The sequence below is a fragment of the Mycobacterium sp. NBC_00419 genome, from assembly GCF_036023875.1.
Taxonomy (GTDB): domain Bacteria; phylum Actinomycetota; class Actinomycetes; order Mycobacteriales; family Mycobacteriaceae; genus Mycobacterium.
This window is the reverse complement of sequence record NZ_CP107931.1, coordinates 4,379,760-4,392,835: the sequence shown is the minus strand read 5'-3', so window position 1 is coordinate 4,392,835 and position 13,076 is coordinate 4,379,760. Positions and strand designations below refer to the sequence as shown.

Annotated in this window: 17 protein-coding genes; 6 read left to right on the top strand and 11 right to left on the bottom strand. The window is 68.0% G+C overall.

What is annotated here, in order from left to right; all coding sequences use genetic code 11:
- Positions 1-14: 14 nt before the first annotated feature.
- From OG976_RS21020 to OG976_RS21000, 5 genes are all read right to left on the bottom strand, one after another.
- Positions 15-908 carry a glycine betaine ABC transporter substrate-binding protein gene (locus OG976_RS21020; protein WP_328353077.1) on the bottom strand — a complete coding sequence of 298 codons (894 nt, stop codon included), beginning with the start codon at positions 906-908 and terminating at the stop codon, positions 15-17.
- Positions 905-1,711, bottom strand: a complete 807-nt coding sequence (locus tag OG976_RS21015; RefSeq protein WP_328353074.1) for a VOC family protein — start codon at positions 1,709-1,711, stop codon at positions 905-907. The genes OG976_RS21020 and OG976_RS21015 overlap by 4 nt, the downstream gene beginning before the upstream one ends.
- Before the next feature lie 92 nt (positions 1,712-1,803).
- Complete coding sequence (locus OG976_RS21010; protein ID WP_328353071.1) at positions 1,804-2,139, bottom strand: cupin domain-containing protein; 336 nt, start codon at positions 2,137-2,139, stop codon at positions 1,804-1,806.
- A 16-nt stretch (positions 2,140-2,155) separates the two neighbouring features.
- Complete coding sequence (locus OG976_RS21005) at positions 2,156-2,590, bottom strand: hypothetical protein (protein WP_328353068.1); 435 nt, start codon at positions 2,588-2,590, stop codon at positions 2,156-2,158.
- A gap of 9 nt (positions 2,591-2,599) precedes the next feature.
- Entirely contained in the window at positions 2,600-3,460 is an 861-nt protein-coding gene (locus OG976_RS21000; protein WP_328353066.1) for an LLM class F420-dependent oxidoreductase, read from the bottom strand.
- Positions 3,461-3,492: 32 nt separating this feature from the next.
- Between OG976_RS21000 and OG976_RS20995 the strand changes: the two genes are divergently transcribed.
- Genes OG976_RS20995 through OG976_RS20985 form a run of 3 tightly spaced genes read left to right on the top strand, consistent with a single transcriptional unit; the run spans position 3,493 to position 4,627 of the window.
- Positions 3,493-3,615, top strand: coding sequence for a hypothetical protein (locus OG976_RS20995; RefSeq protein WP_328353063.1), 123 nt, complete (start codon positions 3,493-3,495; stop codon positions 3,613-3,615).
- Between the two features lie 52 nt (positions 3,616-3,667).
- Positions 3,668-4,171, top strand: a complete 504-nt coding sequence (locus OG976_RS20990; RefSeq protein WP_328353060.1) for a hypothetical protein — start codon at positions 3,668-3,670, stop codon at positions 4,169-4,171.
- Positions 4,172-4,225: 54 nt separating this feature from the next.
- Positions 4,226-4,627: a hypothetical protein gene (locus tag OG976_RS20985; protein ID WP_328353057.1), complete on the top strand. Its 402-nt coding sequence runs from the start codon at positions 4,226-4,228 to the stop codon at positions 4,625-4,627.
- Positions 4,628-4,691: 64 nt separating this feature from the next.
- On the opposite strand, the gene OG976_RS20980 is transcribed toward OG976_RS20985, so the two are convergent.
- Positions 4,692-5,534, bottom strand: coding sequence for an extracellular catalytic domain type 1 short-chain-length polyhydroxyalkanoate depolymerase (locus OG976_RS20980; protein ID WP_328353054.1), 843 nt, complete (start codon positions 5,532-5,534; stop codon positions 4,692-4,694).
- 216 nt (positions 5,535-5,750) lie between these two features.
- Here OG976_RS20980 and OG976_RS20975 point away from each other — a divergent pair, with 216 nt between their 5' ends.
- A complete protein-coding gene (locus tag OG976_RS20975; RefSeq protein WP_328353051.1) occupies positions 5,751-7,172 on the top strand; it encodes a DUF4185 domain-containing protein in 1,422 nt (473 codons plus the stop codon).
- Positions 7,173-7,179: 7 nt separating this feature from the next.
- Here the strand turns inward: OG976_RS20975 and OG976_RS20970 are convergent, their stop codons facing one another.
- The 4 genes from OG976_RS20970 to OG976_RS20955 form a co-directional block, all read right to left on the bottom strand.
- A complete protein-coding gene (locus tag OG976_RS20970; RefSeq protein ID WP_328353049.1) occupies positions 7,180-7,464 on the bottom strand; it encodes a hypothetical protein in 285 nt (94 codons plus the stop codon).
- Between the two features lie 100 nt (positions 7,465-7,564).
- Entirely contained in the window at positions 7,565-8,257 is a 693-nt protein-coding gene (locus OG976_RS20965) for a ribonuclease T2 family protein (protein WP_328353046.1), read from the bottom strand.
- Between the two features lie 89 nt (positions 8,258-8,346).
- Entirely contained in the window at positions 8,347-8,823 is a 477-nt protein-coding gene (locus OG976_RS20960) for a hypothetical protein (RefSeq protein WP_328353043.1), read from the bottom strand.
- 58 nt (positions 8,824-8,881) lie between these two features.
- Positions 8,882-10,177, bottom strand: coding sequence for an alpha/beta hydrolase (locus tag OG976_RS20955; protein WP_328353040.1), 1,296 nt, complete (start codon positions 10,175-10,177; stop codon positions 8,882-8,884).
- Between the two features lie 197 nt (positions 10,178-10,374).
- Here OG976_RS20955 and OG976_RS20950 point away from each other — a divergent pair, with 197 nt between their 5' ends.
- Complete coding sequence (locus OG976_RS20950) at positions 10,375-11,103, top strand: cutinase family protein (protein WP_328353037.1); 729 nt, start codon at positions 10,375-10,377, stop codon at positions 11,101-11,103.
- 58 nt (positions 11,104-11,161) lie between these two features.
- Entirely contained in the window at positions 11,162-12,364 is a 1,203-nt protein-coding gene (locus OG976_RS20945; protein ID WP_328353034.1) for a cytochrome P450, read from the top strand.
- 85 nt (positions 12,365-12,449) lie between these two features.
- Here OG976_RS20945 and OG976_RS20940 read toward each other — a convergent pair whose 3' ends face one another.
- Positions 12,450-13,076, bottom strand: coding sequence for a class F sortase (locus OG976_RS20940; RefSeq protein WP_328353031.1), 627 nt, complete (start codon positions 13,074-13,076; stop codon positions 12,450-12,452).

Sequence of the window (13,076 nt, the reverse complement as noted above, 5' to 3'; positions counted from 1 at the left end):
CCTTAGGAGTGCGGTCACTCGCTCTCGTGCGGGTCGCCGATCGCCCGGCCGAGATCACTGATCCTCGTCAGCCCGTAGCGCGCCGCGGTCGCGGCGGTCACGACGATGCCGTTCGTGTTCGCGGCCCGCGCCGGCTGCAGAGCGACAAGGCCCGTTCCCTGCAACGCCTGCGCGAGCGCCGCATGGGCTTGGGGTGGATCCGAGATCCCGCCCCGGCTGCCGTCCAAGTATGCAAGGAGGCTGCCCACATACTCGGGGACGAGGCCGACCACGCCGTGGCAGAGCAGCGGAAAGTACTCGTCGCGGTTGCCAATCTCGAGGCGCCGCTCGACCGGGAAGCCTGCGCCCGCCAGCGCGTGTGCGTAAAGCTCGGCCACGGTCACGCTCTCGGCGAAGTTGGCCGAGCCGACGACAATCACCGGTCGGTTTCTCCCCGGTGCGCGCGACGTCGGGCCGCATCGCCGCTCGGCGAGGAATTCAGCCGCCGTCGCCGCGGGAGATGCCCCGAGAAGGACGCGGCGATTGAGCTCGGCAAGGCGCTCGGTCGTGAGTTCCGCGTTCACCGCGTCGATGGTCGCGGCGAGGGGCGCGCCGTGTGCCTCGCGCAACTCGTCGCGCAGGATAGGCGTCACGCACTCGGCGGGCTGGGCGTGCCGATCATCCTCGAGTAGGACGAAGTCACCGGCGAGCAGGCGCGGATCGGTGGTGAAGAGCACGCCAACCTGAATCGCTCCCCTTTCGAGCGCGTCGACGGTGCGCGGCCCTCCGGAGTCGGTGACACGAAAGTCCTTGAAGGTGAGCCCATACCGTGTCTGCAGCAGCGGCAGACAGAGCAGTTCGGTTGGACATTCGGGTCCAGAGCCGAACACCAACTCCTCGGCCGGGATCACGCTGGCTCCGCCCTTCACGGGTCGAGCTTGTTGCTTTCGAAGACCAGGAAGCTGGCGCCCTGAGGGTCGCGCAACAGGCTGAAGCGGCCTTTCGGCTGCTCGGCCGGCCCCGCGAGAACCGTGCCGCCGGCGGCGACCGCGACTGCGCCGGCCTCGGTCACGTCGGCCACGACGAAGTAGGGCAGCCAGCACGACGGCACGCCAGCGTCCGCTGCTGTCAGACCGCGTAGCCCGCCGTTGTCGCCCGAAGGCACCAGCACCCCAGGTGCTCCCACACGGATCACCCAGTAAGGCATCGGCATGCCAGCGAGAAACTCGATGCGCCAGCCGAACAGGCCAGAGTAGAAGGCGATCAGGGCATCGACATCCGGGGTGGTGAGCTCATTCCACGTCAGGCAGCCGGGCTCGTTCACGCAGGTTGCGCCGAAGTGCCGGCCGGGCTGACAGAGGTAGATGACGGACCCGCGCGGATCGCGCACGACTACCAATCGCCCTCGGTCTCCGAAATCCAGAGGCCCGGCGAGGACGGTGCCTCCCAACGCACGGGCGCGGGCTGCCATCGCGTCGACGTCGGCGACCGAGACGTGCGAGTTCCAGCGTGCCTCACCACCGGCGGGGTCGGTCGCCCCGAGCGCATAGAGCCCGGCGACCTCCTGCTGCTCGCGACGCAACACCGTGTACGAGCAACCGTCCGGCATGCGTCGCTCGTCCGGCGTCCAGCCGAAGAGCGTCCCATAGAACGCTGTGGCGGCCGCCGGGTCCGTCGTGGCCAGGTCGACCCAGCTGAACGTCCCATCGGCGTACCCGGTGCGCGCTCCCATGCGCCGCAGCCTACCCGCGCGACAACTTCTTATGCAGGCCAAAACTTTTCATGAAGGCCAGAACCAAGATGCCGAGCGCGCGCTGTGTGAGTTCACGACATAGGTGACAGCACGGTCAGCAGGATCGCCGAGTCGTCTACGGCGTGCAGCCCGTGCCGCTCGCGTGGCACCACCAGCAGGTCGCCGGGCAGGCCGTCCCAGCTGTCGTCGGCGGTGGCCAACTGGACGTGACCGCGCAGCACCTGCAGCGTGGTCTCCCCCGGGCTCTGGTGCTCGCTGAGGTCGCGACCGGCGGCCAAGGCGATGAGGGTCTGGCGAAGCTGATGGTCATGGCCGCCGTGCACGGTGTGCGCCGAGCGGCCGCTGTTCGACGACCGCGCGGCCTCGAGATGCTCGTCGGCGAGCTGGGACAGAGATACGAACTCCATGACTTCCTCCGTAATTTCACGCGGTCAGCAGCAGGACGCCGGTGACCAGCAGTGCCACGACTTTGACGATCTCGAACCCGACGTAGACGAAGTGCGCGTGCGAGCGGCCCGCCTCGGCTTGGCTGGGATCGGCCAACACGGCATCGGAACGTTTGGTCAGCGCGGGCCGCAGTCCGATCACCTGGACCAGCAGCGCACCGATGGCCACCAGGGCCCCCGCGATGACGCCGACGCCGGGCCTGCCGGCCACCAACGCGGCCACCACGACGATCGCCAGGGCGATCTCACAGGCGTTGAGCGCGCGGAACACCAGCCGCCCGATTCCCAGGCCGAGCGCAATGGTGACGCCGGGAGCCCGGAACTTCAGCGGCGCCTCGATGAACGAGATCGCCAGCACCATGCCCAGCCATACGAAGATCACTGCCACCGCGACCGCGACCCAGGTGTCCACGACTCCCCCTCACTGCCACGCTGCGGCGAGACCCCCGACCCATTCTGCAGCCTGGTCCGGGTCCTCCGGCGGCGAAGCCACCAGAACGTGTTCGTCGACTCCCAACTCTGCCAGGCGGGCGGTGTCCGACGGGTGCGGATCGGCCAGCGCGACGGCCAGCCGCAGTTCGCCGGCGTCCCGACCGGTCTCCTCGCACAACCGATGCAGCGTGGCCAGTTTGGCGGCGACCTCGTCGGTGTCGCGCAGGTTGAAGCCGTACCAGCCGTCACCCCACTGTGCGACCCGGCGCAGTGCGGGCTCGCTGTTTCCGCCGAACAGGATCGGGATTCCGCGGTTGTGCACCGGTTTCGGGTTCACCCGGATCGCCGAGAACTTGGTGAATTCTCCTGCGTGGGAGGCGATGTCGTCGCGCCACAGGATGCGCATGGCGGCGACGTAGTCGGCGGTGCGGGCCGCACGACGCTCGAAGGGGATACCGAGAGCGTCGAATTCCTCACGGGACCAACCGATTCCGACCCCGAGCGCGAATCGGCCGCCGCTGAGCTTGTCCAGGCTGGCGGCCTGCTTGGCGACGATCACCGGGTTGTGTTCGGGGAGCAGCAGCACTCCGGTCGCCAGACCGATGCTGTGTGTCGCCGCGGCGGCGAACGACAGCCCGATCATCGGGTCGATCCAGTCCGCGATCGCGGGCACCGCGATCTGTCCGTCGTCGGCATACGGGTAACGCGATGCCGACTCGTCGACCATCACCACGTGCTCGCCGGACCACAACGTGGCGAAGCCGTGCTGCTCAGCAGAGCGGGCGACGGATTCGATGACTTCCCGCCCGGAACCTGATCCGATCCCGAGTGCGTGCAAGCCGAGTCGCATGCTCGGGATCATCGCACGGGCATCATGGGGTGATGGGCGACAATCCGGTGGCGGTGTTGCAGCGCTGGCAGGATGCCGGCGCCCGCTGGTCGGTGATCACCCGCCGCAGTGCCTCGGTGACCGTCGGCCTGTACCGCTGCGACGGCGGCGAGTGAACCTGGAAGGTTCTGCTGCACCCGCCCGAGCCGGTCGGGTAAACACGGCGGTATGCGAAAGGTGCTGTGGGGCGCGACGGCCGCTGTGGGCCTGTCTGCGGTCGCGGCATGCGGCGGCAGTCCGTACACCACGGCAACCCTGACCACGACGTCATCGAGCACGGCGACCCAGACCACCACCGTCGTCGCCATCCCGGCTCCGGCGCCGGCGCCGCGCACCGTCAGGTGGGTGGACTTGCAGGCCGGCGACTGCCTGGCCGATCCGCCCCCGAGCGATCCCGCGGTGGTGATGGTGTCCGTCGTCGACTGCGCCGGCCCGCACCAGGCCGAGACATTTCTGCGCGCACCGATACCGGTCAACGCCGCGCTGACCGGCGTCGGCAATCAGCAGTGCGACGCCGGGCTGGCCAGGTACACCGGCGGAGGGCCGTACACCCTGAGCTACCTCATCGACTCCGAGCAGGATCGCACCTCGAACAACCCGTACCCGAGCACGGTGATCTGCCTGCTGCAGGGCACCGACGGCCAGCCGATGACCGGGTCTGCTCGGCGCTGAGGTTGTCGGTGCCCGCCGTTACGTTGTCTGCCCCAGGGCCAAGAGGAGACGACGATGGCCGAAGTGTTCGAAGCGACGTGGTTCTTCCTGCCGGGTATCCCGCCGTACGCGGTCTGCGACGATCTGCAGACCCTGGCGGCGTGGGCACATCAGCACGTCCCGCGCCAGGGAAAGCGGGCCCGTCCCCTGCTAGTCGGCAATGACAAGAGACTGTGGTTCCTGCAGGCGGACGGCAGCCTGGCCGAGGTGTCGCGCACCCGCAAGTCGTGGCGCTTCCCCAGTCCCAGCGATGCCTATTGGCGGGCCCGGGAAGGTACCGACGCGTGGAATCAGCGCCCGCACAGGCCACATTCACCGGAACGGAAGAAGCACGTCCCGATCCGGGTCAGCACGCTGAGCGCCGCCGAGCACGGCTACCTGGAGTGGCTGGAGCACAACTGGCAGTCCGTGGAGTGACGCCCGTACCGGAATAGAAGACGTTGTCGGCCAACGTGATTCGTCGCCACGTGGCGAGAAGGGCTCAGACCCGCGAGGCGAAGAACTGTCCAGTGGCCGCGGACGCGTCGACGGCCGGGTTCATCGGCCAGGTGTGCCCTGCGCCATTGACGCTGACGAACTCGACCTGGGTTCCGCCGGCGCAACCGCTCACCGTGAATCCCTGCGGGTTCGGCGCGGGCACACTCGGGCATTGATCCAGCGCCCGCCACCGTTCTGCCATCGCCGGTGCGCTGACGATCTCGCTGGGCCCGCCGCGCCCCACCATGGGTCCCCCGGCGAAGGGCACCACCGGATCGTCGGTGCCGTGAATGGCGAGCACCGAGACCGGCTTGGAGGGGTTGCACGCCACCCCGACTCCCAGCGTTCCGGCCACCGGCGCGACCGCCGACACCAGGTCGGCCCGGTCACACGCCAGCCGGTTGGCCATGAACGCGCCGGCCGACATCCCGGTCACGAAGACGCGCCCCGGTGGAATGCCGAAATCGCGACTGAGTTGGCCAATCAGCGCGGCGAGGAATCCGACGTCGTCGACCCCGTCCCGGTCGGGCACCGAAGCGCCACGCCCGTCTGCCCAGCTCATGTCGATGCCGTCGGGGTAGGCCACGACGAACCCGTACCGGTCGGCGATTGCGTTGTAGTTGGTGACCCCGGCCTGGATGGCGCCGGTCTGCCCGGCGCCGTGCAGGTTGATGACCAGACCCGACGGGTTCTGGAGGCCCGGGGGGACGTGCAGGACGTAGGTGCGCTGCATGCCGCCGAAGGTCAGTGCACCCGGCGGATCACCAGGGGCGGCCCACGCGGGTCCAGTGGTGAGTGCGGCGACAACGATGAGGCCGGCAACGAATGCCGTCGTCCGCGTGATCACGCTCCCAGTGTGCCCGTCTGGCCCAAAACGATGGGAAAACGTCGAAATCCGGTGGCCCAGTGTTCGCCTGCCGGACACCAACCGACCTGATTGCGACACGGTCACGGATGAACACCGCTTTGGGTATCACTGGTCACAACTGTCACTTCAATAACTATCGTCACTTTGGTCATCCTTCTGGCGTCTCTTGCGACGTCTCGCCCCGAAAGGTGTGCTGTGGCGCCGCGTTCCCGAATTCCCGCGCGATCGACGGCGTCGGTGCTTGTCCTCGGACTGTGCGCCTCGCTGTGTACCGCGCCGCCCGCGAGCGCGGAGCCGTGTCAGGGCGCGGCCGCGCAAGCCCAGCCGCAGCCCAATCAGGCGTTCGAGATTCCCAACCCCTCCCGGATCGCACCTTTTGACCGCCCGATCGGGCACAAGCCCACCGGCGCCAACGATGCAGCGCCGCTGCCCAAACTCGGCCAGCTGCCGCTGGCGATCATCAAAGCGCTGATACCCAAATCGGGTCAGGTGCAAAAGGAGGCGGCGGTCGCGCCGTCTCCCCAGCCCGGCGCCGCCACTACGCAGACCCCCCAGGTCGTGCAACAGGCCCCGGCAGCGGCGGTGCAACCGGCACCGTCGACGGCACCGCCCGGAACGTCGCTGGTCGGCTGGGTCACCGGCCCGGACAGCCCCAACCGCACCGTCGAGCGTTTCGCGATCACCGGTACCGACCTCGGAATCATGTGGGACAACGGCGATTCCGCTAATCAGCAGGTGCTGATGGCGTTCGGCGACACCAACGGTTTCTGCCAGATTCCGGGCAAGCAGTGGCGATACAACACGCTGTTCCGCACCCAGGACCGGTCGCTGGCGAACACCGTCGCCGTGGCCGACGGTGTGCCCGGCAATCCGTATTCCGGGTCGCCGGTCTGGCGCCAGGGCATCTCCAAACAGGTGGTCAACAGCATCAACACCGCACCGGAAGAGACCGGGATCATCCCGACGGCCGGGGTCGGCTTCGGTGGCAAGCAGTTCATGAACTTCATGTCCATCAAGAGCTGGGACGCCAACGGCGCGTGGACCACCAACTACTCGGCGATCGCGGTCTCCGACAACAACGGCGAAACCTGGGGTGTGTACCCGGGAACCATCCGCACCCCCGACGCGGGCAACGAGAACTTCCAGATGGGCGCCTTCCTCAAACCCGGACCGGGCGACCCGTACCTGTACACCTTCGGCACGCCCAACGGGCGCGGCGGCTCGGCGTTCATCGCTCGCGTGCAGCCCGCCTACGTCCCGGACCTGACCAAGTACGAGTACTGGAGTTCGGGCAGCAACTCGTGGGTCCCGGGTAACCCCGGGGCCGCCACGCCGGTGATCCCGGGCCCGGTGGGCGAGATGTCGGCACAGTTCAACACCTATCTCAAGCAGTACATGGTGCTGTACTGCAACGGCAACAACGACGTGGTGATGCGCACCGCGCCGGCGCCGCAGGGGCCTTGGGGACCCGAGCAGATGCTGGTGTCCTCCATGCAGTTCCCCGGCGGCATCTACGCGCCGTTCCTACACCCGTGGTCGACCGGCCGAGACGTGTACTACAACCTCTCGCTGTGGTCGGCCTACAACGTGATGCTGATGCACACCGTGCTGCCCTGACCTGGGCTCACACCGGGTTGGTGTCGTCGGGTGCGGGGGCCGGGCCCTTGGAGTACTGGCCGAAGAACGCGATCGCGGACACCGCTGCGACGACGCCGATCACTCCCCACAGGATCACCGAGAAGATCAGCGAGCCAAACAGGAAGTCGTAGGTCACCGCCAGGTACAGAGCCCACACGACGCGGTAGGCGCACCACAGCGCGACCAGTGCGGAGCTGATAGCGATGACGAGGCTCTTCTGACGATCGACGCGTGCGATCTGCTGCTCGACGTTGGGGGGCAGGAACTTCATCGGTGGTCCTTTCGCAGGTGCGGCGCCACTGCGACGCCGTCCCGACAATTTGGCCGCCTGCCGTCGGCTACCGATCCCAACATCGCCGCCCGCCCGGGCCTCAGCGCGGTACGTCGCCCCGTCTGCAGCCGCCGGACAGCGTTGGGCCCCTGGTGATCACGTCGCGCAGGGCCACGGTGTCGCGCACCAGATCCGACACCGGCGGCAGGGAGAGCTGCACCTCGTAGGCGACGGCCTGCCCGTCGTCGCCGCGGCAGCGCAGGCTGACCCGTTTCGCTGCCTCCGGGCCGAACGCAGCGCCGATGACCCGGCGCAGCGCCTCCAGCGACACCCGGCCGCCCGGCGCGCTCAAGAACGCCGGGTTGAGTACCTGAATCGCCTGCCCGGCAAGGGATGCCGCGACACTGAAGTACTCCTGCGCGGTGACCCCCGAGCAGGTGCCGTGCGCCTTCCATTCGTGCGGCGCCAGGATCGTGATGTCGGACATCTTCGACCGCAGGTCGGCTTGCAGATTCGGCGGCAGGTTCAGTGCCGGCAGGCTCGCATCGCGTTGCCCCGAGGGCAGCGGACAGTATTTTTCGCTCGACGGTTGCGGCCACAGGCCATGCAGGATCAGTGTGGGGCCGAGGTTGCCGACGTGCCCGCTGCGGCAGCCCGAATTGGCCCGCTCCACGGTGCACAGGCTCGGGCCCCACGTCATGACGAGCAGGCTCGAGGTGCTGTTCGCCGAGGCGTCGCGGGCCGGCTGTTGACGCCGTTCGAGTACCAACGCGACGACAACGGCAATCACCACCACTGCCACGATCACGAGCGCGGCGCGATGCCGCCGTCCTGCTCCTCGAAACATCATCGAAGACAGGGCTTTCCGTCGGTCAATATGGCTTACCGGCCGCCGCGGGTGCAGTTGGGGTCGGCCGGCTTGGACGGCCAGGCACACACGTCGATGTAGGTGGTGTCCTTGTATCCGCCGCCGTCGAACACGCCGTAGGCCGCGCCGTTGTTTCCGGTATAGGTGGCACCGCCGCCATCACTGCCGCCCGAGCTGACGATCGTGGTGAGGTCCCACTTCTGGCCTGCCAGCGCGGTCTTGAAGGCGTTCATGACGTCAGCCGGCGAGCCGGGGACCTGGAAGTGAAGGTGAATTCCGTTGTCGGCAATGTCGTCGGGCCCTTTGGTGACCTGGGTATTGGCCAGCGTCGGTATCAGCGAGGGTAACTGGCCTTTGTCGACTGCGCTCGCGGAAGCGGTCGCAGACTCCGTTGTCGTCGAGGTTGTCGTGGAGCCACTGTTGCTGCACGCTGTTCCCGTCAACCCGGCCACCGCTGCCAGAACAATCACTGCATACGTCGTGCGTGTCATGAGCACTCGCTTTCGTCCAGCGCACCGTAGCAATCCGGATGCTGGTTGGACAGGAAGTTCAGCCATGCCGCGGACGAGTGCCCTTGCGTGTCGGGGCCGTTGCGGTAAGACCCAGTTGTGTCTCGATGGTCCGCAACGACAGCACCGCGTCCGGCAGCGGGACGAACAGTGGCCAGCCGTGGAACTGACGGTCGCGCAGGACGAAGGTCATGTCGAGCCCCTGGGCGATGGCCTGTCGGCGCAGCCGCAGCGTGTCGGGAGCGAGCAGGTCGTGGGACCCGCTGTAGACCGTCGTCGGCGGCAACCCTGCCAGCGAGCCGTAGAGCGGGCTGACCCGCGGATCGGCGGGATCCAGGCCGGCGGCCCACTGCCGCCCGAAGCTCTGCAGCAGTGCCACGTCGAGCAGGGGATCCCAAATGGTCTGGCTGGCCGGATCACTGACCGTCGCGTCCAGCCACGGCGAAATCAACACCATCCGGCCGGGTGTCGCCGCACCGCGGCTCACCAACTCCTGCGTCGCGGCAAGCGCCAGTCCCCCGCCGGCCGACGCCCCCATCAGGCTTACGTGTTCGGCACCGTGAGCGTCGACCAGGGTGGTCAGAAAGTCGGCGAACTGCGGAACCACCGTTGCGGCGCTCCCACCGGCGCCGGCCAGTGGGTAGATCGGCACCACGACGGTCGCCCCGGTCTGCCGCGCGATCGCGCCGTCGGCCAACCACTCGAAGACCAGTGGTTGACTCACGTACCCGCCGCCGTGGACGGCCACCACGACGCTTCCCGAGGGGGCCGCCGGGGCCAGCGTGTAGACCGGCATCCCGTCGTACTCGGTCTGGCTCACCGTGAGCCCGAGCGTGGCGTACCAGGGTGGGGTGGCCTGGTTCAGCATCGTGGACGTGGGCGCTGACGCGGTGTGAGACGTGACCTGCTGGAGTACCCACAGCGCATTGTTGAAGACCTGGTTGAGCAACGACGGGTGGCCGGTGAACAACGCGCTGTCCGCATTCCAGTCGGCGTAGGGGACGTCCGAGGCTTCGGTAGCCGGGGAACTGACGGCCGGCTTCTCCGCTCTGGCCGGCCGGGCGGTCACCGACCGGGCCTTTACGGGTTCGACGGCCCGGAATCTGTTGGTGCTCAACGCCACTCGTCGCGCCGTCGATGCCGCACTCGTGGCGGTCCCAGAGACGCGGCGCGCGGACTGACCGTGCGCCTTGGCGGCCGTGGAGGTCACGCTGTGCGTCGGGTGTCCGTCGGCCGAGCCGGCGCTCCCGGACGGGTTGTCGGCCGCTGCTGTTCCGCAGGCCAGGAAGGTCAGCGCTGCCCAGCCCAGGGCAGCCGCGATCGCGAATCGACTCACGTTTCGAAAATTGCTCATCCCCATGAACCCCCAACCCAGGACGACAATACAGTTTGCTGGGCAATGCTGCGCAAGTTGGGTCGATTGCACTCCGAGGCGCCACACCGGGTGGCCGGACGTGTTGATGTGGCCGCCATCCGGGTATGCCGCACCTACGAAGGGCCCGCCAGCCGGCCCGGCGGCAGAGGGAGGCAGCCATGACCGAGACGAGTTCAAACCGAGGCGCCGGCCGGATCACCGGTGTGGCCGCGGCGGTGCTGGCCGCAGGGGCGGCGCTGCTGGGTGCACCGGCACCGTCGTCAGCGGCGCAGCCGTGCCCTGACGTCGACGTGGTCTTCGCGCGCGGCACCGGCGAGCCACCGGGTGTCGGAGGCGTCGGGCAGGCATTTGTCGACGCGCTGCGTGCGCAGGTCGTGCCGCGGTCGGTCGATGTCTACTCGGTCGACTACGCCGCCAGCTCGAACTTCGCGGCAGGGGTCGACTTCGCCAAGACCGTCGTCGACGGCATCCGCGACGCGGGCGACCACATTCGGTCCGAAGCGGCGAACTGTCCTAATACGAAGATCGTGCTTGGCGGCTACTCGCAGGGCGCGGCACTGGCCGGATTCGTCACCGCGCCGTCGGTTCCGGAGACCGTCCCGGCGGCATTCAAGTCCTACATTCCGCAGCCGCTCCCCCCGGAGGTGGCCGACCACGTCGCCGCGGTCGTGCTGTTCGGCGAGCCGTCGGATGAGTTCATGCGGGAGAACGGATCGCCCGCGGTGACGATCGGGGCGCCGTATGCGCCCAAGACGCTCAATCTGTGCGCCGAGGGGGACACGATCTGCAACGGCGCTCCCGGCGGAGGCCCGACGATCGCGCACGCCCTCTACAGCGTGAACGGCATGACCGCGCAGGGCGCGGCGTTTGCGGCGGGCCGACTGTAGGTCGGACCCGCCGACAGCTATTGACTGACGGACTGATCGCATGTGACGATTTCGTCATTTGAACGAAAACTCATCCAGCGGCCCTGACCGCGTCGCCTATCGCGGCGACGTCTACAGCAGCGCGGCAATCCTCGACCCCTATCCGCACTACCGGCGCCTGCGGGAACTGGGACCGGTGGTGTGGTTGCCGAAGCAGAAGGTGCACGCACTGCCGCGCTACACCGAATGCAAAGCGGTGCTGCGCGACGACGAGAGGTTCATCTCGACCGGCGGGGTGGCGCTCAATCGGCTCAGCAACCGACTGTCGCGCGGCACCACCTTGGCCAGCGACGGACCCGAACATGACCTGCGCCGAAAGCAGATCGCCCACCGAATGCTGCCCCGGGCACTGAATGCGATCAGTGACCAAATCCACGACCGGGCCGAACAACTGGTCGAGAGCGCGGTGCGCCGGGGTGGCATTGACGGCGCGGAGCTGGCAACTGCGCTACCGATGTCGGTGATGCCCGATCTGGTGGGCTGGCCCACCGATCAGCGCGAGCACCTCTTGGATTGGGCCGGCGCGACATTCGACGCGCTGGGTCCGGCCAACGGCAGGATGGTCAGGACACTGCCGGGTGCGATGCAGATGCTGCGCTTCGCCCGCCACGTCGTGAAGAGCCGCGCCGCCATCCCCGGCAGCATGGCCGACGAGCTGCTCGCCGCAGTACACAGCGGCGAACTCAGCAAGAAGGACTGCACGGCCCTGCTGGTCGACTACCTCGGGCCGGCGCTGGACACCACCATCAGCGCAATTTCCAACGCGCTGAGCCTGTTTGCCACCCACCCCGATCAGTGGCAGCTGCTCAAACACGAACCGGAACGAATCCCCAACGCGATCAACGAGATCGTTAGATACGAGTCACCCGTGCGCGCTTTCGGCCGGCGCGTCGGCGTCGACACCGAGGTCGGTGGCACACCGCTGCGCGCGGGCGCACAGGTGCTGGTGATCTACGCCTCGGCCAACCGCGACGAGCTCGAGTGGGACAACCCGGATGCCTTCGACATCACCCGCGAGGCGGGCCGCCACCTCGGCTTCGGCCACGGCGCCCACGCCTGCGCCGGGCAAGCGCTCGCCCGCCTGGAAACCACCGCGTTCCTGCGGGCCCTGATCGCGCGCGCCGACCGCCTGGAGTTGACCGGAGAGCCGAAGTGGGCTCTCAACAACATCATTCGACGACACGAGTCGCTGCCCCTGCGTCTGCACAGCGCTGCAGCCTGAGCCGCAACTCCGGGCGCTACGCGGGAGCATCCTCATGCACAGGGCATTCTCCCCGCAGCAGCCCTAACTTCGTGGTGTGCTGACATCACGACCTCGCAGCGAAGGCGACGACGTTGTCGGCGCTGGCCCGATAACTGGGGTCGAAGTCGCCACCGCAGGTGATCAACGCCAGTTGCGCGCTGTCGGCATTCTCGGATAGCACCCGCCGCAGCGCATCATGGTCGCCCTTCGGAACACCGGCAACTACACCGGTGATGTGGAAATCGGCTCGGGCGTTGCCGGTTCCGTCGGACAGCGTGACGTCGTCACCGGCATGCAGCTCACCAAGCCGGTTGAACACCGCGTAGCCACCGATCTTATTGTGCCCCAATATAATCGACATTCCCGATATGCCGACCATCGGTCCGTCGGCCCACCACCCGACGGTGGAGCCATCAGGCGGGACGGCAAACGTCGGCACCATCTCGCCCCCGAGGAACGGCGCCGGGGCCATCACTGTCCCCACCGGGGCGACGACGGCTGTCACTGCGATCGACGGGATGTCGAGTTGAGCGGGAACAAAGGCCGCGCCTTCGACCGGAGGTGGACTGGCCGGTAGCGGCATCACCATCACCGACGCGTTGTCCGAAACCGGTTGCGCCCAAGCCGCTCCGGGCGACGCCAGGGCGATCGACACAATCGTGATCGCTGCGGCAGCGGCGCGGCGGGTCAC

What these genes read in the sequence shown, in the direction of transcription:
- OG976_RS21015 (WP_328353074.1), bottom strand. Translation starts at nt 1,711, where the DNA reads ATGGGAGCGCGCACCGGGTACGCCGATGGGACGTTCAGCTGGGTCGAC.
- OG976_RS21010 (WP_328353071.1), bottom strand. Translation starts at nt 2,139, where the DNA reads ATGGAGTTCGTATCTCTGTCCCAGCTCGCCGACGAGCATCTCGAGGCC.
- OG976_RS21000 (WP_328353066.1), bottom strand. Translation starts at nt 3,460, where the DNA reads ATGCGACTCGGCTTGCACGCACTCGGGATCGGATCAGGTTCCGGGCGG.
- OG976_RS20995 (WP_328353063.1), top strand. Translation starts at nt 3,493, where the DNA reads ATGGGCGACAATCCGGTGGCGGTGTTGCAGCGCTGGCAGGATGCCGGC.
- OG976_RS20990 (WP_328353060.1), top strand. Translation starts at nt 3,668, where the DNA reads ATGCGAAAGGTGCTGTGGGGCGCGACGGCCGCTGTGGGCCTGTCTGCG.
- OG976_RS20985 (WP_328353057.1), top strand. Translation starts at nt 4,226, where the DNA reads ATGGCCGAAGTGTTCGAAGCGACGTGGTTCTTCCTGCCGGGTATCCCG.
- OG976_RS20970 (WP_328353049.1), bottom strand. Translation starts at nt 7,464, where the DNA reads ATGAAGTTCCTGCCCCCCAACGTCGAGCAGCAGATCGCACGCGTCGAT.
- OG976_RS20960 (WP_328353043.1), bottom strand. Translation starts at nt 8,823, where the DNA reads ATGACACGCACGACGTATGCAGTGATTGTTCTGGCAGCGGTGGCCGGG.
- OG976_RS20950 (WP_328353037.1), top strand. Translation starts at nt 10,375, where the DNA reads ATGACCGAGACGAGTTCAAACCGAGGCGCCGGCCGGATCACCGGTGTG.